The organism is Streptomyces celluloflavus (assembly GCA_000720995.1).
Taxonomy (GTDB): domain Bacteria; phylum Actinomycetota; class Actinomycetes; order Streptomycetales; family Streptomycetaceae; genus Streptomyces; species Streptomyces celluloflavus.
This window is the reverse complement of record JOEL01000007.1, coordinates 160,358-183,987: the sequence shown is the minus strand read 5'-3', so window position 1 is coordinate 183,987 and position 23,630 is coordinate 160,358. Positions and strand designations below refer to the sequence as shown.

Sequence of the window (23,630 nt, the reverse complement as noted above, 5' to 3'; positions counted from 1 at the left end):
AGCGCCCCATGAAGATTCACCTGTCCAGTGTCTTCGTCGACGACCAGGACAAGGCCCTGCGCTTCTACACGGACGTGCTGGGCTTCGTGAAGAAGACCGAGGTCCCGCTGGGCGCGGACCGCTGGCTGACCGTGGTCTCGCCGGAGGCCCCCGACGGGACCGAACTGCTGCTGGAGCCCGACGGCCACCCCGCGGTGAAGCCGTACAAGGCGGCGCTGGTCAAGGACGGCATCCCGGCCGCCTCCTTCGCCGTGGACGACGTACCGGCGGAGTTCAGCCGGCTGCGCGGGCTCGGGGTGCGCTTCACCCAGGAGCCGCTGGAGATGGGCCCGGTCACCACCGCGGTTCTGGACGACACCTGCGGCAATCTGATCCAGATCGTGCACAGCGAGTAGGGGCGGGACGCGGGACGCCGGAGGACCTCGGGACGCCGGAGAACCCCGGGGCGTCAGAGGACCTCGGGCCGGCCGGGTGTGAGCCAGTGCAGGCGGTCGGCGATGCCCTCGGCCGCGAACGCGGCGGTGATATCGGCGCGGTCCTCGGTGAAGTGTTCCCACGAGGCGTAGTGGAGCGGGACGACGGTGCGCGCGCCGAGGGAACGCGCCAGGGCCGCCCCCTGGGCGCCGTCCATGGTGATGAGGTCGTCGCCGGCGAAGGCGGCCAGCCGGGCGGCGCCGAGGTGGAGGAAGGCGGTGCCGATGGTGAAGCGGCGGCCGATCTCGTCCAGTTCGGGGAAGTGCACGGTGTCCCCGGAGATGTAGACGGCGCCGTCCTCCCCGGGCGTCTCCAGGACGAAGCCGATGACATCGCCGAACGGGCCGTGCCGTCCCGGGGTGGCGGTGATCCGCAGCGTGCGGCCGTGGGCGGTGAGTTCGCGGGTCTGCCAGGGCGCCAGGCCGATTGCTCCGGCACCGAGGCGGGCCGCACCACTGACGGTGGTGAGGACGGTCTTGCCGGGCAGCAGGGCGCGGCCGGCGTCATCCAGGTTGTCGGGGTGCTCGTCGTGGCTGAGCAGGACCGCGTCGACCGGCGGCAGCTCAGCCGCGGTGAGGGCGGGGTGCCCGGTGCTGCGCAGGGTGATCGGGCCGTGCACGTACGTGGCCGGCGCCGGGTCGAAGACGGGATCGGTGAGCAGCCGCAGGGGGCCGGCCTCCACCAGGGCGGTGGCGGTCCCGATGTGCGTGGCAGTGATCTTCATGAGGTAGTCCCGGTGGTGTTCTGTGCGGTGTTCGGTACGGGGTTCTGCACGGTGTTCTCCTGGGTATCGGTGCGGAAGCGCCGCCGGTATTCGGCGGGGGAGGTGCCGAGCCGGTCGCGGAAGACGCGGTAGAACGTTTCGACGGAGCGCAGCCCGGTGGCGGCGGCGATGCCGGCGGGTGGCCGGTCGGTCCGTTCCAGCAGGCGGCGCGCCGCCTCCAGGCGCAGCCGCTCCACGAAGGCGCCGGGGGTGCTGCCGGTCTCCCGGTGGAAGACGCGGGAGAAGTGCCGCTCGCTCATGTTCATCCGGGCGGCCAGGACCGGTACGGACAAGTCCTCGGCCAGATGGTCGCCGATCCACAGCCGCAGGGCGCGCACATCGGTGCGGACGTCTGCGCGGGCGGCACCGCGGCCGGGCTGCTGATGCGAGAGCTGCACGCTGAACTGGCTCTGGCCGCCCGGCCGCTGGAGGTACATGACCATGATCCGGGCGACCTCCAGGGCCGCCTCGTCGCCGTGGTCGTCCGCGACCAGGGCCAGCGCCAGGTCCATGGAGGACGTGATGCCCGCGCCGGTCCAGATCCGGCCCGAGCGGATGAAGATCGGATCGGGGTCGACCGTCACCTCGGGATGCTCGGCGGCCAGCAGCTGCGCGGCGGCCCAGTGGGTGGTGGCGCGGTGACCGTCGAGGAGTCCGGCCGCGGCGGCCACATGCGTGCCCGCGCAGACGGCGGCGACCCGGCCGGCGTGCGGCGCCGTCTCGCGCAGCCAGGCGACCACCTCGTGGTCGATACGCGGCACCGGCCCCTCCGGGCCGATGTCCATCCGGCCGGGGATCAGCAGGGTGTCGATGGTGCCGGTGTGGTCGGCGAACGTCCCGTCCACGCCGAGCCGCACCCCGGAGAAGGTGTCCACCGGTTCCGCGCGGTGCGCGAGGATCCGCACGTCGTACCCGGGACGGCGCCCGCCCAGGACCTGCCCGGCCATGGCGAAGACCTCGACGGGACCGGTCACGTCGAGTGCGTCCACGCCCGGGAAGACGGCGATCACCACACGGTGCCGGGGAGTGCTCATGGTCACCAGCCTCGCCCGCCTCCCCGATGTCTGCAATGACCGGTCTCTGCATGATCCGGACGTGACCCGGACATGGCGACAACGTGGGGCCCGACGGCTCCAAAGGCGGGTGGCGGCGGTCCGCGCGGGGGCGTGAGCAGGGGCGTCCCGGCTGCGCGTACGTGCCGCCGGGTGCACGCTGGAGGAGTAACTCAGGAGGTGGACGGTATGCAGACGATCGTCGGATGGCACATCGAGGTGGAATTCGAAGAGGTCGAGAAGAAGACACGGGCGGCCGTCCTGCTGCGGCTCCAGGACGGCACCGAGCTACGCGCCAAGGGCCAGGCCACCCGCCACCCCAAGGACCCCGAACAGCAGCGGACCGGTGAGGAGGTCGCGGCGGCCCGGGCGTTGAACGAACTCTCCTGGGCGCTGCTGGAGAAAGCCGGACACGACATCGAGGACGTGACCCATGTGAAGGCCCACCCGGCGATGCGCGTGATGACGTGAGCCCTGACGCGTGTGACGGCATGAGCCCCACCGCGCGACGGCGTGAGCCCCGTACGGGCCGGTGGTGAAGATCCCGCCCGGACCAGCGGCGGGCGGACCCTGACCTGGGCCTGGACCCTGAGGACCCGGACCCGTAGGCACCCCTGCGCCACCACCTCCAGTTCCCCGGCCGGACCACGCTCAGGCCCGACCGGCCACCCCCGGACCACGCTCAGGCCGTCTCCGGGATCGTCTCCGGATCGCCTCCGGGTCACTTCCAGCCGAAGGTCACGTCCCGCGTCTCGATGTGCATCCCCAGCGGTACGCGCCACGCGGCCACGCAGACCCGCCAGGTGCCGGTCGTCCGTCGGCCCGGCGCCAGGGGGAGGGGCAGGCTGTGGGTGGAGTTGACGGTGGCCCAGTCGACGCCCAGGAGGCCGATGACGTGGGTGCCGAAGGTGACGGTGCCGGAAGTCACCGGGGTCTTCGCGGTGTTGAGAAAGTTTAGGGAGACCTGCTCGCACCGGCGGACGTCGGTACCGGCGAGCACCGGCTCGCCGATCAGGAGGCCGACGGGGGCGTTCGGCCCGGCGGGGATGGTGGGGAAGTCGGTGTCGGGGGGAGTGGTGGGAGCGGGAGTACCAGGGGGTTGACCGGTGCCCGGGGAACCATTGCCGTCGCCATCGCTACCGCCGCCACTCGCGCCTCCGGGGGTCCCGGAAGGTGAACTGGGCTTACTTGGGCGGGAGTTGGGTGAGCCGGTCGGCCCGCCACCGGTGCTCCCGCCGCGCCCCACCGCCGACGTACCAGGCGCGCCCGGCCTCCCCGGCGACCCCGAGGCCCTCGGCGATCCGCCCCCGCCCGCGGCACCCGAATCACCGCGGCTGCCACCGCTGCCACCGCCCCCGCCGCCACCGCTGACGTCGCCTTCTCCGCCCCCTCCGTGGTCGCCGCCGTCCAGCGGCGTCAGCTCGACCCCGTCCCGCGGGGGTACGGGCTGCGTCGGCGCCCGGCTGTCGGTGGGGCCTGCCGCGCCCAGCGCGAGGTAGCTTCGGCCGGCCGTGGAGCCGCTGCCGGTGAACAGGATGGCGCCCAGGCACAGTACGGCCGCCGAGGCGGAGGCAACTGCCGTCGTCCGTCGCATCGGGACAGTGTGAGTGACGGGGCGTCAGGTGTACATGCCCGTGAGAGGACCGGTACACCGGGCTGCCCGTACACCAGGCCCCGCGTACGCCCCACGCCCCTCGGCCCCGCCCGAGGGGCTGTCGGAGGCGCGGCGACCGGACACCGGTGGCACGGCGGCACAGGCTGTCGGGACGGCGACGACGGGCCCGCCGGTACGGGTCGTACGGGCGGTGTGGCCGTCCGCCGCCGCCCGGCGGTCAGTCCGAGATCAGGCCCTCGCGCAGTTGCGCCAGGGTGCGGGTGAGCAGCCGGGAGACGTGCATCTGGGAGATGCCGACCTCCTCGCCGATCTGGGACTGCGTCATGTTGGCGAAGAAGCGCAGCATGATGATCTGGCGCTCGCGGGGCGGGAGTTTGGCCAGCAGCGGCTTGAGGGACTCGCGGTATTCGACGCCCTCCAGCGCGGTGTCCTCGTAGCCGAGGCGGTCCGCGAGGGAGCCCTCGCCGCCGTCGTCCTCGGGGGAGGGGGAGTCGAGCGAGGAGGCGGTGTAGGCGTTGCCGACCGCCAGGCCGTCGACGACGTCCTCCTCCGACACTCCCAGGACCACGGCGAGTTCGGTGACGGTAGGGGAGCGGTCGAGCTTCTGGGCCAGTTCGTCGCTGGCCTTGGTGAGCGCGAGGCGCAGCTCCTGGAGCCGGCGCGGCACCCGTACCGACCACGAGGTGTCGCGGAAGAACCGCTTGATCTCACCGACGACGGTCGGCATGGCGAACGTGGGGAACTCCACGCCGCGTTCGCAATCGAAACGGTCGATCGCCTTGATCAGGCCGATCGTGCCGACCTGGACGATGTCCTCCATCGGCTCGTTGCGGCTGCGGAAGCGCGCCGCGGCGTACCGCACGAGCGGGAGATTCAGCTCGATCAGGGTGTCGCGGACGTACGTACGCTCCGCGCTGTCCTTGTCTAGCGTGGCGAGCCGCAGGAAAAGGGAGCGGGAGAGCGTGCGGGTGTTGATGGCGTCGTCGTGCACGTGTGGTGCAGGCGCGGGAATCGCGGGAAGCACCTTCGAGCTGCCCAGTTCTACGGACATGCCACCCCCTTGAGGTCGCGGTCGGGTCGCTGCGGCATGTCCCCGGACCGAGGCGGACCGAGGAGTTGTGCCTCCACCTGAATACCGGAGGCGGCGCCACGGCAAACGCGGTTCCAGCAGAATGTCACATGTCGGCAACACGCTGTAGCGCCAAGTCGACATATCTGCGCGAGAACGGGTCGCTCGTATCGGTTAGACGTCGATCCTGTTTGCGGACCTGAGGCGGGCGAAGCTCCGTGAGAGCAGCCGCGAGACATGCATCTGCGACACGCCCAGCTCCACGCTGATCTGGGACTGTGTCAGGTTGCTGTAGTAGCGGAGGAGGAGAATCCGCTGTTCGCGCTCGGGGAGCTGGACGAGCAGATGCCGGACGAGGTCGCGGTGCTCGACGCCGGCCAGCTCCGGGTCCTCGTAGCCGAGACGGTCCAGCAGGCCGGGCAGTCCGTCGCCCTCCTGCGCGGCCTCCAGGGATGTGGCGTGATATGACCGCCCCGCCTCCAGGCAGGCCAGCACCTCGTCCTCGCCGATCTTGAGGCGGTCGGCGATCTCGGCGGTGGTGGGGGAGCGGCCGTGCAGCACGGTCAGATCCTCGGTCGCGCCGTTGACCTGCACCCATAGCTCGTGGAGGCGGCGCGGGACGTGGACGGTGCGAACGTTGTCACGGAAGTAGCGCTTGATCTCGCCGACGACGGTCGGCATGGCGAAGGTCGGAAACTGGACGCCACGGTCGGGATCGAACCGGTCGATCGCATTGATCAGGCCAATGGTGCCGACCTGGACGACATCCTCCATCGGCTCGTTGCGACTGCGAAACCGGGCCGCCGCGTAGCGGACCAGCGGCAGGTTGGCCTCGATCAGCGCGGCGCGGACCCGGGTGTGCTCGGGGGTTCCGGGGTTGAGGCCGCTCAGCTCGGCGAACAGCACCTGGGTGAGCGCCCGCGTGTCCGCGCTTCGGCTCTCGCGGGATGGAGCCTTGGGCGCAGTACGGGCAGTCACGGTCACGCCACCCTTCACAGTGCATTCATCCGGCAAAAGCGGTCATAGCATCACAAGACATGTGCACTGTGTGCAAGCACCCCATAACGCCGTGTTGGGTAGAGAGTTGGGGTGAAAGGCCCTCGTACGGACCCCTGCCGGTACGGGTGGCCCTCGGGGTGTCGTTCGGGTGGTTGTCCGGGGTGCCGTCAGGGGTGTCATGGCGTACCCCGTTCGGCCCCATGGGGACACGGCGAAGCCCCCCGCCGCGGGGCGAGGGGCTCGGGGGACGGAATAAGGGGAATGAGGGGAGCGAGTGGAGCGGGGCCGAAGGGCGGCGAGGCGCTACGGGCGGCGCGGCTCAGAACTCGTAGTCGGCGATCACCCAGGTGGCGAACTCGCGCCACTGGCCGGCCGCCGCCTGGTGGGCCGGGTGCTCCGCATAGCTCTTGAGGGCGTCCCGGTCGGCCACCGACGAGTTGATGGCGAAGTCGTACGCGATCGGCCGGTCGGTGATGTTCCAGGCGCACTCCCAGGACTCCAGCTCCGGAATCCGGCCCGCCAGCTCCTGGAACGCCCGCGCGGCGGCCTGGACGCGCGGCTCGTCGCGGGAGACGCCTTCGTTGAGCTTGAACAGGACCAGGTGGCGGATCACTGGGGCCTCCGTGCGGGCGGGTGAACGATGCGTGACGGGTCCGGTGGCGCTCAGCTGACCAGCTGGGTCATGAACTCGCCGACGCCCTGAGCGGCGTTCGAGATGCCTTCGAACCCTATCTGGACCAGGCCGGCGGCCCGCGCAGGGGACGTGATGATCGTGTAGAGCACGAAGATGAGGACCAGGTACAACACGATCTTCTTCGCCTGTGCCATCAGTCCGTCTCCCCCTACGGCAGTCCCCGCACGCCCCGGGCGGGTTCCCGGATGCGGTCGGGTGAGTGTAACCACTGGTGTTCGATATTGGTGGGCTCGATCGCCGTATCGTTCCACTTCAGAGCCGTTATGGAACCATGGACGACCGGATTCCCGGCCCCCGTACCGCCGCGCCCGCCGCCCCCTCACCCCCGCCGGCGGGCCGCCCCTCACCCGGCCTTTAAGGACCAAAGGCCCCCCAAACGAGGCCCTTTGCCCGGCCGTTGGGGAATACGGCGCAGGCAGGATAGGTGACGAGCCCAACGGATCTGGCAGGAATCCGGAGGGCCCGGGACCAGGACCTCACTGCGGGGTCCGCGCCGTGAGCTTCCCCCTGAATGCGGCGTGGACTTGGAGGTTCGGTCCTCTTCGGGGGAAGCGGGTTGTCCCCCCGATGCCGCTTCCCCCGACCGAACCACAGGAGCCCCGGCTCCGGGCCGACCGATACACGGCCCGGAACCGGGGCTCTTTCGCGTACACGCCCGTTCCCCCGGTCGTCCCCGTTTCGGGAGCGCCCGCCGCCCCGTCTCCCCGCCGCCCCGTCACCGCGCAACCTTCCGGTGTCCGTCCGGCGTCCCCTTCTCCGTACCACTCCGGGGAGCATCATGTACGCGACAGTACGGAGGACGCGGGGACGCGCGGCGGCACGGGAAGCGCCGCGGCGCGGCGGCGCGTCCGACCACGGAAGGGAAACGGGGCACCGACGATGAGGATCGACTGGGACCGGCGTACCTGCGCGCGCCGCGGGCACGTCACCTACCTCCCCCAGGAAGACGCGCTGCGCGCGCGGCTGCACGCGGCCACCGCGCTCGGTACGGCATGGCGCTGTCTGCGCTGCGGCGACTTCGTGCTCGGCGAACCGCACGGCTCCGGGCCGGCCGCCGACGCCCCGCTCGTCCCGCGCGGCAAGGTGCTGCGCGATCTGTTCATCCTGCGGTTCCTGGCCGTGGAACGCGCGATCCGCGGGGTGTTCATCGTGCTGGCGGCGGTCGCCGTATGGAAGTTCAGCAACAGCCAGGACGCGGTCCGCCGGTTCTTCGACCAGAACCTCGACGTGATCCGCCCGGTGGCCCGGCACTTCCACTACGACCTGGACCACTCCCCGGTCGTCGGCACCATCCAGAAGACCTTCGGCTACCGGCACTCCACCCTGGTGCTGGTGGCCACACTGCTGCTCGTCTACGCCCTGGTGGAGATCGTCGAGGGCGTGGGGCTGTGGCGCGCCAAGCGCTGGGCGGAGTATCTGACGGTGGTGGCGACGGCCGCGTTCCTGCCGCTGGAGATCTACGAGCTGACCGAGAAGGTCAGCTGGCTCAAGATCGCCACTCTGGTGATCAATATCCTCGCGGTGCTCTACATTGCGCTCGCCAAGCGGCTGTTCGGGCTGCGCGGCGGCCGGGCGGCGTTCGACGAGGAGCGGCGGAGCGCCTCGCTGCTGGAGGTCGAGACCTCCGCCGGCATGCCGGCCCCCGCGTACCACGGCGGCACCGGCTGACCGCACGACCTGGGGGAACGAACCGATGGGTAAAAACAACACGATGGGCACGACGGGCACGATGAAGACCAAGGACACGATAGGCATGGGTGAGATGAACTCCGCACGGCAGCAGGCAGGTTCGCGTCGGCACGGTGCGCGGGCGACGGGTGCGCAGGGCACGCAGGGTTCGCCACGACGCACCCGGCGACGGCCGGCGGTGGTGCTGGCGCTGCTGTTCGGCCTGCTGGCGGCGGCCGCCGCGCCGGCCGCGGCGGCCCAGAGCGAGCCGGCACCACACACCGCGGCCGCCGTCCGGCACACGGCCCCGGACACCCGTACGGCACCGGCCGACACCACGCGCCTCGCCCCGCACTCCCAGGACACGAGCCTCCGGGCCGCGGCCCCGGCGCGGGTGACGCTGGCCCAGGAGAAGAAGAAGGTCGGCTTCTTCAAGAAGCTCGGCATCTTCCTGCTCGTGCTGATCCTCATCGTCGTGGCCATCGTGATCCTGGTGATCTGGCTGATCGTCCGCCTGATCCGCCGCATGCTGGGCCGCCGCTGACCCCTGCCGCCGCCCCGGCCGCCGGATGCCGCTTCCGGGCGGGGGCGGCGGCGGGGGCGCGGGATGCCGGCTGCTGGTGGGCGGTGCCCCGGCTCAGCGAGTCCGAGGCCGTACCCACCCTCTTCCGGCGCACCGCATGACGCGTACGGCCGGGAGGCTCGGCGTCTCCTCCCACGGCCGGCCGGACATGATCGCCGGTACACCGAGGCCGTGCGGGCGGAGTCCGGGACGCGCGCGAAGGGGACCCGCACCTCAGGTGCGGGTCCCCTTGCCGTGGAGGTGCGGCGTGCAGCGTGCTCTCCAGGGAGCTGATCCGGCTGGAGGCCCCCGCCTCCGCGCCGAGGGGCCGTCAGAAGTTGTACGGCTTCTCGGTGTTCCAGTTCAGTACGTCGGCCTCGTTCCAGCTGAACTGGGGCTTGTCGCCCTTGAGGTCGACGGAGTAGAAGGGGCCGTCCTGGCCGCCCGTGCCGCGCAGTGCGAGGGCGAAGGAGGTGGCGGTGTGGTTCTTGGAGCCGTAGTCGAACAGGTTGACCGCGCTGTAGACCTTGGCGCCGGGCTGGAGGGTGATGTGCTTGCTGCCGCCCGGGTTGTCCTTCTTGGAGTGCGCCAGTGCGGGGCCGTCGACGTTGTCGCCGAGCTTGACGGAGGGGTAGGAGGTCACCCGGCAGGGCTTGCCGCCCTCGTTCGAGGCGGTGATCAGCAGGTGGTCGCCCTGCTGTCCGGCGAAGCGGTGCACCGCGGTGAGCAGCATCTCGTCGCCGCGGCACTGCTGGGCGCCGGCGGTGGTGCCCTTGCCCGCGACCTCGTGCGTCCCGCCCGAGGCGCTCGTCGAGCGCGCGCCTTCCTTGGCGTGGCCGCTGCTGTTGACCTGCTCCGCACCGCCCTTGCCGTCCGTGGTGGAGGCGGTCCGGCTCTGGGCGGTGCCGGCGGCGTTGTCGTCGCCCGCCGCCTTCGAGCCGGTGTCGGCGCCGCCGCAGGCGGTCAGGCCCAGCGCCAGTGCGGCGGTGACGGCGGCCAGGGTGGCGGTGCGGATCCGGGAAGTGCGCATGATCAGGTTCCCCCTGCGGTTGGTGCGGGACTTCCTTGGGTTGTTCCCGCGGTGTGAACACCACTCTTCCCGGGTCCGCTGACGTCCTGGCAACGCCTCACTCACGTCCCGCAAACAGACCGCGCGCGAACGGGTGGGGACGAGGGTTTCGGCGGCCCCACCGAGGGGGCGCTCCAGCAGCCCCTGTCCGCAGGGGAGTTGGTGACAGTTGCGCTCTCGACGGCGCGCCGTTCGGCGACACCGTGCCGTGCATGTGGGCACCTGCCGCACGCAAAACACCCCCCTGACCACGTTTCCGCAGTTCAGAGGGGTGTTACAAGCGGTAGCGGTGGGATTTGAACCCACGGAGAGGTTGCCCCCTCACACGCTTTCGAGGCGTGCTCCTTCGGCCGCTCGGACACGCTACCGAGAGAGAGCTTAGCCCACGGGGGGCTGTGCTCCGAAATCGGGTGACGGGGGCGGGCCGGGGCCGGTGTCAGCGGTCGCGGAAGAAGGCGGTGAGCCGAGCGGCGCAGTCGGCTTCGAGGACGCCGGTGATGACCTCGGGGCGGTGGTTGAGGCGGCGGTCGCGGACGACGTCCCAGAGGGAGCCGACGGCGCCGGCCTTGGCGTCGCGGGCGCCGTAGACGACGCGGTCCACCCGGGAGAGCACGATCGCGCCCGCGCACATCGTGCAGGGTTCGAGGGTCACGACGAGGGTGCAGCCGGTCAGCCGCCACGCCCCGACGGAGCGGGCGGCGGCCCGCAGGGCGAGGACTTCGGCGTGTGCGGTCGGGTCGCCGGTGGCCTCGCGTTCGTTGTGGCCGGTGCCGAGCACCGTGCCGTCCGCGGACAGCACGACGGCGCCCACCGGGACATCGCCGGTCCCGGGGGCGAGTGCGGCCTCGTCCAGCGCCCGCCGCATCGGCGCGGTCCAGGGATCGCGCAGCGGGTCGGGTACGGGGGAGGACAGCGGGGCGGATGGGGGGACGGTCATGTCCCCAGTGTCGGGGACGTGACCGGGGTGGTGCCCACGGGGCGGCCGGCGGCTTCCGTGCCGGCCGCCGCTAGCGCACGGCTTCCAGGACTTCTGTGCAGCCGAGGGCGTCGGCGATGGTGGCGAGCGCGTCGCCGTCCAGGGCGAGCAGATCCCGCTCGCCGACGCCGAGGTCGGCCAGGAGCCCGGCGTCGCCGAGCGGGCCGGCCGGCGGCAGGAGGGTGTCCGCGCCGCTCACCGTGGAGTCGTTGGGATGGTTGTGGTGGATGTCGTCATCGTTGGCGTCTGATTCGGGTTCGCCGTCCTCCGTGCCGTCCAGGTCGAGGCTGTCGAGGTCGGTCATATCGTCCTCATCGCGGCCGAGGAGCTCGTCGGTCAGCATCGCGCCGTACGAGCTTTTGGCGGCGGCGGCGGCGTGGGACAGGAAGACCCGCGGGTCTTCCTCGCCGTCCACCCGGATGACGCCGAACCAGGCGTCCTCCTGTTCGATGAACGCCACCACCGTGTCGTCGTCGATCGCCGCCTCCCGGGCCAGATCGACCAGATCGGTCAGCGTCTCCACATTGTCGAGCTCCGTATCGCTCGCTTCCCACCCGTCTTCGGTGCGCGCGAGCAGTGCGGCGAAGTACACCGTGACTCTCCCACTGGATAGGCGTGCCGGGCCGGGCGGGGCGGCGCTGGCTGCGCCGAGGTCCCGCCCCCTGGGAATCGTGGCAGAAACAACGCCGCCACGCCGGGTCTTCGGCGTTGCGTCGTGCGTACGTTATGAGAGATGTCGCTCACGTGCCGGAGCGCGGACGGGGGCGCGTACCCGCGCGGCTACCAGCGGAACGTGCGCATCCGCACGGCCTGACGCATCCGGGCGGCCCGTGCGCGGCGCGGCTGGACGCGGTCCCGGAGCTCCTTGGCCTCGTGCAGTTCACGCAGGAACTGCGCCCGGCGCCTTCGGCGCGCCGCGTCGCTCTCGTCACCGGACGCAGCGTCCGCCGCCTCGTCGGCCTGCTCAGGGTCGGACACGCCGCACACCCCCTCGGGCGAGGTCCGCGCCCCGTACCGGAGCCGCGGACCGGGTGTCTGTGCACACGGTGCACGCCTTCCCTGGAAGGCGTATGTCCACACTTTCCCTTGTATCGGTGGTTTGGTGCGGGTGTGGCCGCGGCGCCGGAACGGTCGCGGGGCGCCCCGGGCCGGGCGCCGGGGGCCTCCGGCTCGGTTACTGTCGATGTCATGCGGATCCATGTCGTCGACCACCCGCTGGTGGCGCACAAACTCACCACTCTGCGCGACAAGCGCACCGACTCCCCTACCTTCCGGCGGCTCGCCGACGAGCTGGTCACCCTGCTCGCCTACGAGGCCACCCGTGATGTGCGTACCGAGCAGGTCGACATCGAGACCCCGGTGACGGCGACCACCGGGGTGCGGCTGTCGCACCCGCGGCCCATGGTCGTACCGATCCTGCGGGCCGGTCTGGGCATGCTCGACGGCATGGTCCGGCTGCTGCCCACCGCCGAGGTCGGCTTCATGGGCATGGTGCGCAACGAGGAGACGTACGAGGCGCAGACCTACGCCACGCGGATGCCCGACGACCTCTCGGGCCGCCAGGTGTACGTCGTGGACCCGATGCTCGCCACCGGCGGCACGCTCGTCGCGGCGATCCGCGAGCTGATCAAGCGGGGTGCGGACGATGTCACCGCGATCTGCCTGCTGGCCGCGCCGGAGGGCGTCGAGGTCATGGAGCGCGAGCTGGCCGGTGCGCCGGTGACGGTGGTCACCGCGGCCGTCGACGAGCGGCTGAACTCGGCCCGCTACATCGTGCCGGGCCTCGGCGACGCGGGGGACCGGATGTACGGCACGGCCGGCTGAGCCGACCGCCCGCCGCCCCACCCCTGTCTCACCTGATCATCGCGTTCGGGCCCCTTGCCGCAGACCGGCGAGGGGCCCGAAGGTCTTTCTCCGGACGCCTTCAGGGGCGGCCGGCCCGCGGGCCGGGGACGCGGGTGCGGCGGGCGGGTGTCAGCACTTGGTGCTGCCGGAGGGGGCCGGGGCCGGGTGGGTCAGCCGGGTCAGGGACTTCTCGGCGTCCTGCGGCCGGGCCAGTTCCTTGAACGCGTCGCCGATGATCAGGTCGAGTTCGGCGTCCGCACGGTCGTCGGTCTTCTGCTCGGCACCGGCCAGCTGGGTGCCGAGCACCTTCAGCGGGCCGTCGGCCGCGGCCTTGGGGCCGACCAGCACCCCGGCGCTCTTGACCTTCTTGTCGAAGGCGGCCGGGGCGTTGCCCACCTCGCCGATCTTGAAGCCGCGCTTCTTCAGCTCGTCGGCGGTGCGCTTGGCGAGCCCGCCCTGCGGTGTGGCGTTGAAGACGTTGACGGTGAGGGTGCCCGGTTTGGGCAGCGGTTTGCCGGCGACGGGTTTGGCGCTGGACTGCCCCGCGGCGCCGTCGTCCCGGCATCTCCCCTTGCCCGGCGCGGCGTCGGCCGTACCGCTCGTGCCGCCGAAGACGTCGATGAGCTGTGCGGTACCCCAGCCGGCCAGGCCGAGGACGCAGACCGAGACGGCGGCGACGAGGGCGATCCGGCGGCGGTGCCGGGGACGGCGCATCCTCGGATACCTGCCGCCCGTGACGCGGTACTTCTTACCGCCCATGCCTGGGGGCGTCAGCATGCTCATGGGCGCAGCGTAGTAGGGGCCGGGGGCCGTGCGTACTAAATGATCAACCCGTGGCGCAAGACCCAACCCAAAAGGATCAATCCGGCCACGGGGGCGGGACGGGGGCGGGGGAGGAACCGTACGGGGCGGCCGCGCGCCGGCGGGGCCGGTGGCGTCAGCCCATTTCGAGCACGCGGGCGTGGAGGACCTGGCGCTGCTGGAGCGCCGCGCGCACGGCGCGGTGCAGCCCGTCCTCCAGATAGAGGTCGCCCTGCCACTTCACGACATGCGCGAAGAGGTCGCCGTAGAACGTCGAGTCCTCGGCGAGCAGCGTTTCGAGGTCGAGCTGCTGCTTGGTCGTCACCAACTGGTCGAGGCGTACCGGGCGCGGGGCGACATCCGCCCACTGGCGGGTGCTCTCCCGGCCGTGGTCGGGATACGGCCGCCCATTTCCGATGCGCTTGAAGATCACACGGAAAGCCTACCGGGCGAGCGGCGCCGGGCGCAGCCAGGCCGCGGAGTACGAAGGCGATCAAAGGCCATATGACGGGAGGAGTCGCCTGATGGGAGTGCCGATGGTGACGGGGACTCGGGCGAGGGGCTGCTGCTTGCGTTCGGTGGTTACCCCCTGCGGGCGTCCGTGCGGTACGTCGCGGGCGTCGCGCGGTGCGTCGTGGGCGTGCGGTGCGGCTGCCGGGAGGTGACCCGGGCGGTGCCCCGGCCGACGTGCGCGGGGGCGCCGCTGTCCGGGCCGGCCCGGGGGTTCTTCGCCCCGTGCCCGCCCCGGCCCGCGCGCACGGGGAGAGGGGCGCGGGGGCCAGGGCGGCGGTCCGGGGCGACGCGCCGGTCTCAGGGGGAGTTGCCGGAACCGCCGTTGGGGCGCTGTGCCGGGTCGGGGGTGGCCGTCCCCGGTGGGTGCGGTGTGGCCGGTGGGGTGATCCGGTGTCCTGACGGATCCGTCGGGTGCGGTGTCGGGGTGCCCCTCGGAGGGTGCTGGGGCGGGCTGACATGGACCGTGCCGGAGGGCTGCGAGCCGGGGGTCCGGCCGCTCGGGCCGGGGACGGTGGACGGTTCGCCGGGGTGCCGAAGGGCCGGGCCGGTGGGTGCGGGGGGCGACGGGGACGGGCCCACCGGGCTCGGCGACGACGCGGGCACGGGGCGGGGCGGCGGGCCGCCGGGGCCGAGCGCGAGATAGCCGGCCGCGGCGGCGGTGACCGTGGCGGCGGCCGCCAGGGGCAGCCCGATGCGCCGCAGCCCGAAACGGCGCAGCCGGACCAGGGAGCCGGTGCGGCGGGCGCGGCGCGGATACGGTCCCGGCGGCTCGGCGGGCCGCAGATCACGGATGCCGATCGATTCGGCGCGGGCCGCGAACGCCCGGCGGAGCCGGTCCTCGACGGGGCGGATTTCGGCGGGGTGATCCCCGGTGGTGCGATTCTCGGCGGGGAGGTTCCCGTCGGTGCCATGAGGGGCGGGGCCACCGGGACAGTAGGGGGGAAGGGGGCTGTCGGGGTCTGGTCTGCTGCCGCTGCCGTTCACGGCCGCGCCTCCAAGATCTTCTCCAGGGAGTCCAGGGCGCGGCTGGCGAGGGACTTCACCGAGCCGCGGCTGATCCCGAGGGCCGTCGCGATCTGTGCTTCGGTCAGGTTGCCCCAGTACCGCAGGACGAGGACCTCGCGGCGGCGGGTGGTCAGCTGCTTCAGGGCGGTGAAGACCTCGCGGTGTTCCTCGTCCAGCACGACCAGCTCCTCGACGGAGGGCGCGTTCGCCTCGTGCGGCGGGGTGTAGGCGCGCGCGGTCCGCCGGCGCCGCAGGACCGAGCGGGCGGCGTTGACGACGGCGGTACGCAGATAGGCCAGGGCGTTGTCGACGTCGCCGAGCCGCTCGCCGTGGCGCTTGTAGAGCGCGGTGAACGCGTCCTGGACGACGTCCTCGGCGGTCGCCCGGTCGTCGACGAGCATGATGGCCAGCCGGACCATGTTCAGCCGGTGCGCGTGGTAGAGCTCGCTGATGGTGGGCTGCGGGGCGCCGGACGCGTCGGGTGTGCCGGGTGCGTAGCCGGGGTGCGGACCGTCGTGGGGTGCCGGTGCGGGGACGGTCGTGGGGGAGGGGGCCGGGCGGACGGTGCGCAGCAGCCGCTGCCACCGGCCCGGCGACGGATGCCGCACCGGGCCGGGCGTCCAGCCCTGGGGCGGCCCGGGTGTCAGGGCAGGCCGCAGCCCCGGCACGGTGCACCGTGCCGGGGCGGTGTGCGAGGCGGCGGAGTACTCCATCGCTTCCTCGGGCGGGCGTCGTGCCGTGGCTCAGGCGCGGCGGCGGCGGACCGCGAAGACGGTGCCGCCACCCGCGGCGATCAGCCCGGCGGCGGTGCCGCTCATCGCCACGGTGGCGGCGGGGGAGGCACCGGTGTGGGCGAGCTGCTTGCGGCCGTCGGCCTCCACGGCCGCCTTCCCGGAGCCGCGGTGGGCGCTGGGCTGCGCCTTGTCGCTGCCGGTGCCGGTGCCACGGACGGCGGGGCGGCCCTCCGGCGCCGCGCTCGGCTCGGCGCCCTTGCCGGGCACGGCTGCCGGGGCTCCGCGGCCGGGGCTCACCACCTTGGGCGCGTCGGCCGAGGCGCCGCGACCGCTCGGGGCCGCGGGCGCGGCGCTGGGGGTGCCGCGCCCGGCGGGTGCGGCGGCCGGGGCCGAGGCAGCGCCCGAACGCTCGGTGACCTTCGGCGCCGAGGAGTCGGCGTGCGCGGTGCCGGCCGCCGACAGCGCCGCCAGCGCGACCGCCGCCAGCAGTCCGGCGCCGGCCGCGCCGCGCCGGCGGAGGCGGCCGGCGGGGCGGGACGCGATGCCTTCGGCAGCGGACGACTCGATGCGGTGAGGGGTGCGTGAGAAGTTCACAGTGGGCTGCTCCACGTTCGGCGGGACGGCGCCTGATGGCGCCCTCACCTCTGACGACGTGCGGCGGGGGCCGGGGTTGCCGCCCGGTCCGGGAAAGTTTTCGAGGAAGGTTCGATGACGGGGACGGAGGGGTGGCGAGGGGCGGACGGGGTCGGCGTACGGCGGTGGTCGGCCGGGCCCCTAGAGCATTGGCGCGGCGAGGAGTTCGCGCAGCCAGCGGGCGCTCTCGGCCTCGCACACCGCGCCCATGGTGTCGGCCGCCCCGGGGAAGAGGCGGCCCCAGGAGCAGGCCCGGCCGATCGCCCCGAGCAGGGCGGCGAGGCGCACCGCGCGCCGCAGTCCGGCCGGTGTACGGCCGCCGCCCGTCCACGGCTCCAGATAGGCGTCCCGCAGCCGCGGCAGCACCTCGGGCCCGTACCGCTCGCGGGCCGCTCGGGCGGGGACCAGCAAGCTGCCGAAGGGGTGGGCGACGGCCGCGTCACCCCAGTCGAAGAAGGTGAAACGGCCCGGCTCCGGGACGAATACCTGACCGTCGTGCAGATCGGAATGGTCGAGGGAGTCGGCGATACCCGAGCCCGCGAGCTCCGCGCACCAGTCCGCGATGCGCGGCCGCAGCGCGCGCAACGCCGTACGGTCGCCGGGCTCCAGCGCGGCGTTCGTGCCGACGAGCCGGTCGAAGATCCCGGGAAGCGCGGCCGTACGCGCGTCGGGGACACCGAGTGCCGCGAGCTCCCCGGTGTGCGGCAGCAGGGCCCGCTGCAGCTCGGCGTACTGGCGCAGCGGCGCTTCCCAGGCACGCGGGTCGGCGGGGGCGCGGTGGAGTACGTCCCTGAAGAGCGGGCCGCCGTCCGGGAACAGCGACCAGCCGCGGCCGGCGTCGACGGCGAGCGGCCTCCCCACATGCCCCGGGACCCAGCGGGCCAGCGCCTCGCCCAGCCCCGCCTCGAAGGCACTGGCGGGCGGATTGGCCTTGAACCACACGTCGGCGTGGTCCTCGACGGACATCCGCACCAGCAAGGACCACGGCCGTACCCGCACCGTCCGCGGGCCCGTGGCGCGCAGCCCGTGCGCCGTCAGCTCCCGCTCCGCCCACCCCAGGACGGCCGCCCGCCACCGCGCACGCTCCCAGGGCGTCACCGTCCCCGGGTACCGCCCCCGGTCCACACTCTCCGAAACCTCCGACGCGTCGTGCCGCATCGCGCCATCCCAGCACCGGGCCCGCCGCCACTTCCACCGGGTTTCCGCGCGGGCCGGCGGGCGGTGGTTGTCCGTGACGGTGGGCCGTAGGACGTGGCACCGACGGGCCGCCCGCCGAACGGCGGCAGCCGCGCCCCTGCCGTCAACTAGCCCGCGACAGCGACCGGTTCAGCGTGCTCGTGCGCGCAGAGATCGTCCGTGCCGTGGACGTCCCAGGCCGGGAACGGGTCGTCGGCGGGGGTGGGGGTGGGCTCGCCGGCCGTGAGCAGGCAGGCGGTGAGAGCGGTGTGCAGCCGTTCGGCGCGCAGACCGGTGCCGATGAAGACCAGTTCCTGGCCCTGGACCTCGTCGCCCGCCGCGGCGTCGGCGCCGTCCCCGGCCGTCATGCCCGAGGGCTCGAACCGGGCGACCGCACCGGCCTGGGACCACAGCCCGGTGACGCCGGGGCGGCTCGCGAGCCGGAAGAAGCCCTTGGAGCGCAGGACGTCGCCGTACGCGCCGCTGTCCAGCTCCTCGGTGACGAACCGCCAGAGGCGGCCCGGGTGGAAGGCGCGGGCGGCGCGGAAGACGGTGCTGGAGATGCCGTACTCCTCGGTCTCCGGCACATGGTCGCCGTTGAGTTCCCGGACCCAGCCGGGCGCCTGCTGGGCGCGTTCCAGGTCGAACCGGCGGGTGCCCAGGATCTCGGCGGGCGCCACCCGGCCGTACGCGGCGGTGAGGATCCGCGCGGCCGGGTTGAGGCGGGTCAGTGCCGCCCGCAGCCGGACGGCGGTGTCCGTGTCGACCAGGTCGGTCTTGTTGACCACGATGACGTCGGCGAACTCGATCTGGTCCATCAGCAGATCGCTCACCGTGCGCTCGTCGTCCGCGTACTGGTCGAGGCCGCGCTCGGCCAGCCCGTCGCCGCCGGAGAGTTCGGTGTGGAAGTTCGCGGCGTCGACGACGGTGACCATGGTGTCCAGGCGCGCCAGCTCGCCGAGGGTGGTGCCGTCGTCGTGCGGGAAGGCGAAGGTGGCGGCGACCGGCATCGGCTCGGAGATGCCGCTGGACTCGATCAGCAGGTAGTCGAAGCGGCCCTCGCGGGCCAGCCGGCCGACCTCGTCCAGCAGATCGTCGCGCAGGGTGCAGCAGATGCACCCGTTGGTCATCTCGACCAGCCGCTCCTCGGTGCGGGACAGCGCCGCGCCGCCGCCGCGTACCAGCGCCGCGTCGATGTTGACCTCGCTCATGTCGTTGACGATGACGGCCACCCGCAGCCCCTCCCGGTTGCCCAGGACGTGGTTGAGCAGGGTGGTCTTGCCCGCGCCGAGGAAGCCGGAGAGCACGGTGACCGGCAGCCGGGGGTGCGCCATGACGGGTCAGTCCTCCGGGGTGATCAGGCCGAGCCGGTACGCCTTCACCAGGCGGCGCGGGACCTGGTATACGGAGCCGTCGACGGTGACGGGCACCAGCTGCGGCACGGTCGCCTTCCACTGGGCGCGACGGTGCCGGGTGTTGCTGCGGGAGAGCTTGCGTTTGGGTACGGCCATGGGGGGCCTCCTTCGGGGCGGGCGGGAGCTGCCGGAGGCCAGAGGTTATATGGAAATGACTCTCGTTTTCAAATGGTCCCCCGCTCGTCCGGCCGGTCAGTCGTCCGTCCCGTGACCGGCCCCTGCGGGGCGGTCACGGGACGGGGCGGGGTGACGTCTATCGGGTCCGGACGCGTCGGCCGCGCCCGGTGTGCGGGTCCGTCACACCCGCTCCGGCGCCTGTTCCAGCAGGATCGCGGCGGCCGGGCAGATGGCCGCGGCCTCGCGTACCGCCTCGTGGAGCTCCGCGGGCGGCTGGGCGTCGAGGACGATGACGATGCCGTCCTCGTCGCGCTGGTCGAAAACGTCCGGAGCCGACAGCACGCAGCTTCCGGCGCCGCAGCACTTCTCCTGGTCAACGTGTACGCGCATGGCTCTTCCTGTCGTGGGTCCGGTCCCGGAGGCCGGTGGTTAAAGGGTTAGGGGGTGAGGCGAGGGGCGCGGGCCCCTCGCCGGGTGCTCACCAGGCGATCGGCAGCGAATGCACCCCGTAGATCGCCATGTCATGACGGAACGGGACGTCCTCGAAGGGGACGTCGAGCCGCAGACCGGGCAGCCGGCGCAGCAGCGTCTCCACGGCGATCTGGAGCTCCACCCGGGCGAGCGGCTGGCCCAGGCACTGGTGGACGCCGAAGCCGAAGGCGACATGGCGGCGGGCGTCGCGGCTGACGTCGAGGGTGTCGCCCCCGGGGAAGACCGCGTCGTCGCGGTTGGCCGTGTTGATCGTGCACAGCACGCCCTCCCCGGCGGGGATCGTCTGCCCGCCGATGGTGACGTCCTCGGTGGCGACCCGGCTGACGCCGTTGTGCACGATCGTCAGATAGCGCAGCAGCTCCTCGACGGCCCCCTTGATCAGCGAGGGGTCCTCACGCAGCTTGGCCAGTTGGGCGGGGTTGCGCAGCAGGGCGAGCGTCGACAGTGCCGTCATGTTGGCGGTGGTCTCGTGCCCGGCGATCAGCAACAGCCGCCCCATGTTGGCGACTTCCTCGAAGTCGAGCTCGCCGCGGGCGACCAGCCGGCTGACGATGCCGTCGTCCGGCTCGTGCTGCTTGGACTCGGCCAGGCGGACCAGATAGTCGAACAGTTCGTCCGAGGACGTACGGACCTCCTCGGGGGCCGACCGGAGGCTGAGCAGCACCCGGCTGCGCTCCTGGAAGAAGTCGTGGTCCTCGTACGGGACGCCGAGCAGCAGGCAGATCACCAGGGACGGCAGCGGCAGCGCGAACTCGGTGACCAGGTCGGCCGAGGTCCGGCCGTCGGTCATCCGGTCCACCAGGTCGTCCGCGAGGCGCTGCACGTCGGGGCGCATCGCCTCGACCTTCTTGACCATGAAGTCGGCGGTGAGCATCCGGCGCAGCCGGGCGTGCTCCGGGTCGTCCATGCGGATGAGGCTGGAGCTGGTACTGGTGATCAACTCCCGCAGTCCCGCGGTGAGGAAGGGGAATCCCGGGCGAGTGGCCTCGGCGCTGAACCGCGGGTCGCCGAGTACGTCCCGTACGTCCTGGTGGCGGGTGACCAGCCAGCACGGGGAGCCGTCCCACAGCGTCGCCCGGGTGACCGGCTGCTCGCGCCGGGCGTGGTCGACGGCGGGCGCCGGGTCGAAGGGGCAGCCCGCGGCGCGCGCGGCCGGGTAGGCGAGGGGGCCGGGGTGTCCCGCGGTCTCCGTGCCGGTGGGTGCTGCGGCTATGCGTTCTGCGGTCGTCATGGTGCTGGTCCTTCCACGAACGGGACACGGCTCTGCCGTGGCGAACGGTGCGGGTGGCGCCACTTCTCAAGGGTCGGCAGCCGGTGCGGGCCGCACTGCCGTGCCGCTCGCCCGGTACCGCGGCGCTCCGATGCCGATGGCTCACCGAAGCGCTGGCCGGTGAGCCGAAGTCGCGGCCGCGACCTCACCGACTGGTTGCCTCAGGCATCGACTTGATTACCTAACTAAAGCAAATAAGTTATCGACACGCTAACTCACCACGAGGTGGCGGGGAAGGGGTGTCCCGGGTCGTCCACAGGTTGGCTGAATCCCGCCGGGTGCCTCGAAGCGCCCCCGTCCGACGGATGCCCGCCACATCCCGACCACGCGTCCCGCCGGCCTCTCGTGACTCCTCGGGCAGCTCTGCGCAGGCCCGCCGCCGGTCCGCAACAGGGCGGCTAAAGTTCCCCCATGCCGGACCCCGCGAGAGACCAGGACCCCACCGTCGCGCTGCAGAAAGTGCTGGCCACGCTGTCCTACCTCCTCACCCGATCACAGGCGCACGAACGCCAGGCGGCTCGGGCCGGTGTGAAAGCGGGACGCTCCGACCTGTGGCTGCTGATGACCCTGGACGCCCACGGAGGCGTCAGCCGGGTCGGTGACCTGGCCGCCCTCCTGATGGTCGAACCCCCTCATGTGACCCGCCAGATCAGCCAGTTGGCGTCCCAGAACCTGGTCGAGCGGACCCCGGACTCCCTCGACCGCCGCGCTCGCCAGGTGGCCATCACCCCGCACGGCAAGGCCGTTCTCGAACGCCTCCAGCAGGCCAGTCAGGCCACCCTGCACCAGGCCCTGGACGGTATCGACGACGAGGCCGTGGCCACCACCGTCGCCGTACTCAACCGCCTGGTGGACCACGCCCGCCGGCCCGATGCGGAGGACCCCCGCCCACCGCAGCCGGAGGCGTGATCCGGCCCTCGGACGTACGCGGTTCGGCCACCTGGTGAGCCGGGCGGCCGGAGCGGAGTCCCCGGCCGGCGGCCGGAATCCTCCGCCGGGCAGCCGGAATCCCCCGCCCGGTGGAGAAGCGCCCCTCCTGATGGAGAAGCCCCGGCGAGTAGCGCGAATCCCCGGCCCGGGGGCGGCATCCCGTGGGCCGGGGAGCGATCGTCAGTCGATCTCGATGGACCGGCCGGGTGCCTTGCGCGTACCGCCGTCCGCCTTCTGGATGCCCGCCGGGGCGCCTGCCGGGGTACCGCCCGTGGCGCCCTCCGGGGCGCCGAGGTTGCGGCGGACCGAGTCGAGGATGGTCAGGCCCTGGCCGACCAGGCCCGCGGCGATCTCGCCGAGTCCGTCGGCACCGTTGAGCACATTGACATTGGCGCCCTGGAGGCCCGCGGAGGCCTCCTTGACGATCTGCGGCAGCTGGTCGATCAGCATCCGGTCCAGCGCGACCCGGTCGTACGAGGCCGCGGCCGCGGCCTGGATCTTCATCCGCTCCGCCTCGGCCAGCGCCAGCAGCCGGATCCGCTCGGCCTCCGCCTCGGCGGGCTTGACGATCTCGGCGACCAACTGCTGCTGGCGGAGGAGCGCCGCGCGCTCGGCGAGTTCGGTCTGCGCGGCGAGCACCTCCTGCTGGGCGTGCGCCTCCGCCAGCGGGCCGGCCTGCGCGGCCTGGGCCTGGGCGCGGTCCACCTCGGCCGAGTACTGGGCCTGCACGATGGCGGTCTGCCGGGAGTACTCGGCCTGATTGCGCGCCGCCTCCTGCTGCGCCTCGACCGACGCCTGGGTGGCCTGCGCCTGCGCGATCTGGGCCTGCCGCTGGATGGCGGCCTTGTGCGGGGCGGACATCGCGTCGATATAGCCGGTGTCGCCGTCGTCGATCGACTGGATCTGCAACGAGTCGACGGTCAGACCGATCTTCGCCATCTCGGTCTTCGATGTCTCCAGGACCTCGGTGGCGAGCTTCTGCCGCTCCGTGACGATCTCCTCGACCGTCATCGAACCGATGATGGAACGCAGATGTCCGGCGAAGATCCGGCCGGTCAGCACCGACATCTGGTCCTGTTCGGAGAGGAACCGCTGACCGGCGTTGACGACGCTCTCGGTGTCGTTGCCGACCTTGAAGGCGATCACGGCGCGCACCGTCAGCGCGATGCCCTGCCGGGTCACGCAGGTCTCGGCGACCTCCGCCTCACACATCGCCAGGGTCAGGAAGCGGACCTTGCGGAAGATCGGCAGCACGAACTTGCCGTGACCGGTCACCACACGGAATGGCGCGCCCCCCTGACCACGCCTGCCTCCCGAGATCAACATGGCCTCATCCGGGGCGGGAACGCGGTAACCGAACATCCTTCGTCTCCTCAGCCGGCGTCGCCGGCAGCGCCGGGCAACGCGTCCAACGGATCGGCCCACTCGGCGACATCGACCTGGCGGGTGCCACGGGTCTCGATCACGAGTACGGTCGCCCCTACCGGGAGGGGCTCGGCGGACCAGGCGAGAAAGGTCTCGGAACCGCCCCTGATCCGCACCAGGACCTCACCGGGGCCGGCCGCCCCGCGAGTGGCGATGACCAGCACTCCGTGACAGCCGATGACCGCTTCGTCCCGCACCATCGACGGCCGCCCCCCTGCCATTTCGATCCTGTCCGATTCCGGAAATCCGACCTTAGCGCTACGACGACCGGCGGCCTATCCTCGGGTGGTCGCGACTTCGGCCACCCATCGGATGGCCTGCCCGGTCGGCCGT

29 protein-coding genes and 1 tRNA gene are annotated in these 23,630 nt (G+C 72.4%); 6 read left to right on the top strand and 24 right to left on the bottom strand.

The genetic code is table 11. The features are described 5' to 3' along the window. Positions 1-8 precede the first annotated feature (8 nt). Entirely contained in the window at positions 9-395 is a 387-nt protein-coding gene (locus IH09_RS09285; protein ID WP_052855624.1) for a VOC family protein, read from the top strand. A gap of 53 nt (positions 396-448) precedes the next feature. Here IH09_RS09285 and IH09_RS09280 read toward each other — a convergent pair whose 3' ends face one another. Both IH09_RS09280 and IH09_RS09275 read right to left on the bottom strand, forming a co-directional pair. Further along, entirely contained in the window at positions 449-1,198 is a 750-nt protein-coding gene (locus tag IH09_RS09280; RefSeq protein ID WP_052855623.1) for an MBL fold metallo-hydrolase, read from the bottom strand. Beyond that, a complete protein-coding gene (locus tag IH09_RS09275) occupies positions 1,195-2,271 on the bottom strand; it encodes a GlxA family transcriptional regulator (protein ID WP_110952178.1) in 1,077 nt (358 codons plus the stop codon). The genes IH09_RS09280 and IH09_RS09275 overlap by 4 nt, the downstream gene beginning before the upstream one ends. 207 nt (positions 2,272-2,478) lie before the next feature. Here IH09_RS09275 and IH09_RS09270 point away from each other — a divergent pair, with 207 nt between their 5' ends. Continuing rightward, the gene (locus IH09_RS09270) at positions 2,479-2,760 is read left to right on the top strand and encodes a DUF1876 domain-containing protein (protein ID WP_052855663.1); all 282 of its coding nucleotides are present in this window, start codon (positions 2,479-2,481) and stop codon (positions 2,758-2,760) included. A gap of 250 nt (positions 2,761-3,010) precedes the next feature. On the opposite strand, the gene IH09_RS39720 is transcribed toward IH09_RS09270, so the two are convergent. The 5 genes from IH09_RS39720 to IH09_RS38895 all read right to left on the bottom strand — a co-directional run bounded on the left by IH09_RS39720 (position 3,011) and on the right by IH09_RS38895 (position 6,800). Next, positions 3,011-3,217 carry a hypothetical protein gene (locus IH09_RS39720; RefSeq protein ID WP_240151004.1) on the bottom strand — a complete coding sequence of 69 codons (207 nt, stop codon included), beginning with the start codon at positions 3,215-3,217 and terminating at the stop codon, positions 3,011-3,013. A 904-nt stretch (positions 3,218-4,121) separates the two neighbouring features. Then, a complete protein-coding gene (locus IH09_RS09260) occupies positions 4,122-4,955 on the bottom strand; it encodes an RNA polymerase sigma factor SigF (protein ID WP_052855621.1) in 834 nt (277 codons plus the stop codon). Positions 4,956-5,147: 192 nt separating this feature from the next. Beyond that, positions 5,148-5,957, bottom strand: a complete 810-nt coding sequence (locus IH09_RS09255; protein WP_052855662.1) for an RNA polymerase sigma factor SigF — start codon at positions 5,955-5,957, stop codon at positions 5,148-5,150. Between the two features lie 334 nt (positions 5,958-6,291). Beyond that, positions 6,292-6,585, bottom strand: coding sequence for a Dabb family protein (locus IH09_RS09250; protein ID WP_052855620.1), 294 nt, complete (start codon positions 6,583-6,585; stop codon positions 6,292-6,294). A gap of 50 nt (positions 6,586-6,635) precedes the next feature. Beyond that, positions 6,636-6,800, bottom strand: a complete 165-nt coding sequence (locus IH09_RS38895) for a hypothetical protein (RefSeq protein WP_165484985.1) — start codon at positions 6,798-6,800, stop codon at positions 6,636-6,638. Between the two features lie 745 nt (positions 6,801-7,545). On the opposite strand from IH09_RS38895, the gene IH09_RS09245 reads away from it, so the two are divergent. Continuing rightward, positions 7,546-8,334 carry a DUF2127 domain-containing protein gene (locus IH09_RS09245; RefSeq protein WP_052855619.1) on the top strand — a complete coding sequence of 263 codons (789 nt, stop codon included), beginning with the start codon at positions 7,546-7,548 and terminating at the stop codon, positions 8,332-8,334. A 25-nt stretch (positions 8,335-8,359) separates the two neighbouring features. After that, on the top strand, positions 8,360-8,878 hold the full coding sequence (locus IH09_RS09240) for a hypothetical protein (RefSeq protein ID WP_190233245.1): 519 nt from the start codon (positions 8,360-8,362) through the stop codon (positions 8,876-8,878). A gap of 349 nt (positions 8,879-9,227) precedes the next feature. Here the strand turns inward: IH09_RS09240 and IH09_RS09235 are convergent, their stop codons facing one another. The 5 genes from IH09_RS09235 to IH09_RS09215 form a co-directional block, all read right to left on the bottom strand. Beyond that, on the bottom strand, positions 9,228-9,926 hold the full coding sequence (locus IH09_RS09235) for a DUF4232 domain-containing protein (protein WP_052855617.1): 699 nt from the start codon (positions 9,924-9,926) through the stop codon (positions 9,228-9,230). Between the two features lie 320 nt (positions 9,927-10,246). Continuing rightward, a tRNA-Ser gene (locus IH09_RS09230) sits at positions 10,247-10,333 on the bottom strand. Between the two features lie 68 nt (positions 10,334-10,401). Beyond that, complete coding sequence (gene tadA, locus IH09_RS09225) at positions 10,402-10,902, bottom strand: tRNA adenosine(34) deaminase TadA (protein ID WP_052855616.1); 501 nt, start codon at positions 10,900-10,902, stop codon at positions 10,402-10,404. A gap of 70 nt (positions 10,903-10,972) precedes the next feature. Beyond that, positions 10,973-11,533, bottom strand: coding sequence for a tRNA adenosine deaminase-associated protein (locus IH09_RS09220; protein ID WP_052855615.1), 561 nt, complete (start codon positions 11,531-11,533; stop codon positions 10,973-10,975). Between the two features lie 188 nt (positions 11,534-11,721). Continuing rightward, positions 11,722-11,928, bottom strand: a complete 207-nt coding sequence (locus IH09_RS09215) for a hypothetical protein (protein ID WP_242641305.1) — start codon at positions 11,926-11,928, stop codon at positions 11,722-11,724. A 201-nt stretch (positions 11,929-12,129) separates the two neighbouring features. Between IH09_RS09215 and upp the strand changes: the two genes are divergently transcribed. Next, positions 12,130-12,765, top strand: a complete 636-nt coding sequence (upp, locus tag IH09_RS09210) for a uracil phosphoribosyltransferase (RefSeq protein WP_052855613.1) — start codon at positions 12,130-12,132, stop codon at positions 12,763-12,765. Between the two features lie 150 nt (positions 12,766-12,915). On the opposite strand, the gene IH09_RS09205 is transcribed toward upp, so the two are convergent. From IH09_RS09205 to IH09_RS09160, 10 genes are all read right to left on the bottom strand, one after another. Continuing rightward, the gene (locus IH09_RS09205) at positions 12,916-13,569 is read right to left on the bottom strand and encodes a LytR C-terminal domain-containing protein (RefSeq protein WP_052855612.1); all 654 of its coding nucleotides are present in this window, start codon (positions 13,567-13,569) and stop codon (positions 12,916-12,918) included. Positions 13,570-13,723: 154 nt separating this feature from the next. Further along, positions 13,724-14,020 (bottom strand): type II toxin-antitoxin system VapB family antitoxin, encoded by a 297-nt coding sequence (locus tag IH09_RS09200; protein WP_052855611.1) that lies wholly within the window; start codon positions 14,018-14,020, stop codon positions 13,724-13,726. A 377-nt stretch (positions 14,021-14,397) separates the two neighbouring features. Continuing rightward, positions 14,398-15,084, bottom strand: a complete 687-nt coding sequence (locus tag IH09_RS09195; protein ID WP_052855610.1) for a hypothetical protein — start codon at positions 15,082-15,084, stop codon at positions 14,398-14,400. Then, a complete protein-coding gene (locus tag IH09_RS09190) occupies positions 15,081-15,818 on the bottom strand; it encodes an RNA polymerase sigma factor (protein WP_052855609.1) in 738 nt (245 codons plus the stop codon). Before IH09_RS09190 ends, IH09_RS09195 begins: the two co-directional genes overlap by 4 nt. A 30-nt stretch (positions 15,819-15,848) precedes the next feature. After that, positions 15,849-16,433 (bottom strand): hypothetical protein, encoded by a 585-nt coding sequence (locus IH09_RS09185; RefSeq protein ID WP_052855608.1) that lies wholly within the window; start codon positions 16,431-16,433, stop codon positions 15,849-15,851. 180 nt (positions 16,434-16,613) lie between these two features. Next, on the bottom strand, positions 16,614-17,630 hold the full coding sequence (locus tag IH09_RS09180; RefSeq protein ID WP_052855607.1) for an aminoglycoside phosphotransferase family protein: 1,017 nt from the start codon (positions 17,628-17,630) through the stop codon (positions 16,614-16,616). Between the two features lie 146 nt (positions 17,631-17,776). Then, positions 17,777-18,982, bottom strand: a complete 1,206-nt coding sequence (locus tag IH09_RS09175; protein WP_052855606.1) for a GTP-binding protein — start codon at positions 18,980-18,982, stop codon at positions 17,777-17,779. A 6-nt stretch (positions 18,983-18,988) separates the two neighbouring features. Continuing rightward, positions 18,989-19,159, bottom strand: coding sequence for a 50S ribosomal protein L32 (gene rpmF / locus IH09_RS09170; protein WP_052855605.1), 171 nt, complete (start codon positions 19,157-19,159; stop codon positions 18,989-18,991). Positions 19,160-19,360: 201 nt separating this feature from the next. Then, the gene (locus tag IH09_RS09165) at positions 19,361-19,570 is read right to left on the bottom strand and encodes a ferredoxin (RefSeq protein WP_052855604.1); all 210 of its coding nucleotides are present in this window, start codon (positions 19,568-19,570) and stop codon (positions 19,361-19,363) included. A gap of 88 nt (positions 19,571-19,658) precedes the next feature. Continuing rightward, positions 19,659-20,903, bottom strand: coding sequence for a cytochrome P450 (locus IH09_RS09160; RefSeq protein ID WP_052855603.1), 1,245 nt, complete (start codon positions 20,901-20,903; stop codon positions 19,659-19,661). Between the two features lie 450 nt (positions 20,904-21,353). Here IH09_RS09160 and IH09_RS09155 point away from each other — a divergent pair, with 450 nt between their 5' ends. Continuing rightward, the gene (locus IH09_RS09155; RefSeq protein ID WP_052855602.1) at positions 21,354-21,851 is read left to right on the top strand and encodes a MarR family winged helix-turn-helix transcriptional regulator; all 498 of its coding nucleotides are present in this window, start codon (positions 21,354-21,356) and stop codon (positions 21,849-21,851) included. A gap of 201 nt (positions 21,852-22,052) precedes the next feature. Here IH09_RS09155 and IH09_RS09150 read toward each other — a convergent pair whose 3' ends face one another. Together IH09_RS09150 and IH09_RS09145 are read right to left on the bottom strand one after the other, a co-directional pair. Then, positions 22,053-23,234, bottom strand: coding sequence for an SPFH domain-containing protein (locus IH09_RS09150; protein WP_052855601.1), 1,182 nt, complete (start codon positions 23,232-23,234; stop codon positions 22,053-22,055). A gap of 11 nt (positions 23,235-23,245) precedes the next feature. Further along, positions 23,246-23,497, bottom strand: coding sequence for a hypothetical protein (locus IH09_RS09145; RefSeq protein ID WP_052855600.1), 252 nt, complete (start codon positions 23,495-23,497; stop codon positions 23,246-23,248). Positions 23,498-23,630: the final 133 nt, after the last annotated feature.

Coding starts and splice junctions, on each gene's coding strand:
- IH09_RS09285 (WP_052855624.1), top strand. CDS start 9: ATGAAGATTCACCTGTCCAGTGTCTTCGTCGACGACCAGGACAAGGCC.
- IH09_RS09280 (WP_052855623.1), bottom strand. CDS start 1,198: ATGAAGATCACTGCCACGCACATCGGGACCGCCACCGCCCTGGTGGAG.
- IH09_RS09275 (WP_110952178.1), bottom strand. CDS start 2,271: ATGAGCACTCCCCGGCACCGTGTGGTGATCGCCGTCTTCCCGGGCGTG.
- IH09_RS09270 (WP_052855663.1), top strand. CDS start 2,479: ATGCAGACGATCGTCGGATGGCACATCGAGGTGGAATTCGAAGAGGTC.
- IH09_RS09260 (WP_052855621.1), bottom strand. CDS start 4,955: ATGTCCGTAGAACTGGGCAGCTCGAAGGTGCTTCCCGCGATTCCCGCG.
- IH09_RS38895 (WP_165484985.1), bottom strand. CDS start 6,800: ATGGCACAGGCGAAGAAGATCGTGTTGTACCTGGTCCTCATCTTCGTG.
- IH09_RS09245 (WP_052855619.1), top strand. CDS start 7,546: ATGAGGATCGACTGGGACCGGCGTACCTGCGCGCGCCGCGGGCACGTC.
- IH09_RS09240 (WP_190233245.1), top strand. CDS start 8,360: ATGGGTAAAAACAACACGATGGGCACGACGGGCACGATGAAGACCAAG.
- IH09_RS09235 (WP_052855617.1), bottom strand. CDS start 9,926: ATGCGCACTTCCCGGATCCGCACCGCCACCCTGGCCGCCGTCACCGCC.
- tadA (WP_052855616.1), bottom strand. CDS start 10,902: ATGACCGTCCCCCCATCCGCCCCGCTGTCCTCCCCCGTACCCGACCCG.
- upp (WP_052855613.1), top strand. CDS start 12,130: ATGCGGATCCATGTCGTCGACCACCCGCTGGTGGCGCACAAACTCACC.
- IH09_RS09205 (WP_052855612.1), bottom strand. CDS start 13,569: ATGAGCATGCTGACGCCCCCAGGCATGGGCGGTAAGAAGTACCGCGTC.
- IH09_RS09190 (WP_052855609.1), bottom strand. CDS start 15,818: ATGGAGTACTCCGCCGCCTCGCACACCGCCCCGGCACGGTGCACCGTG.
- IH09_RS09180 (WP_052855607.1), bottom strand. CDS start 17,630: ATGCGGCACGACGCGTCGGAGGTTTCGGAGAGTGTGGACCGGGGGCGG.
- IH09_RS09175 (WP_052855606.1), bottom strand. CDS start 18,982: ATGGCGCACCCCCGGCTGCCGGTCACCGTGCTCTCCGGCTTCCTCGGC.
- rpmF (WP_052855605.1), bottom strand. CDS start 19,159: ATGGCCGTACCCAAACGCAAGCTCTCCCGCAGCAACACCCGGCACCGT.
- IH09_RS09165 (WP_052855604.1), bottom strand. CDS start 19,570: ATGCGCGTACACGTTGACCAGGAGAAGTGCTGCGGCGCCGGAAGCTGC.
- IH09_RS09160 (WP_052855603.1), bottom strand. CDS start 20,903: ATGACGACCGCAGAACGCATAGCCGCAGCACCCACCGGCACGGAGACC.
- IH09_RS09155 (WP_052855602.1), top strand. CDS start 21,354: ATGCCGGACCCCGCGAGAGACCAGGACCCCACCGTCGCGCTGCAGAAA.
- IH09_RS09150 (WP_052855601.1), bottom strand. CDS start 23,234: ATGTTCGGTTACCGCGTTCCCGCCCCGGATGAGGCCATGTTGATCTCG.
- IH09_RS09145 (WP_052855600.1), bottom strand. CDS start 23,497: ATGGTGCGGGACGAAGCGGTCATCGGCTGTCACGGAGTGCTGGTCATC.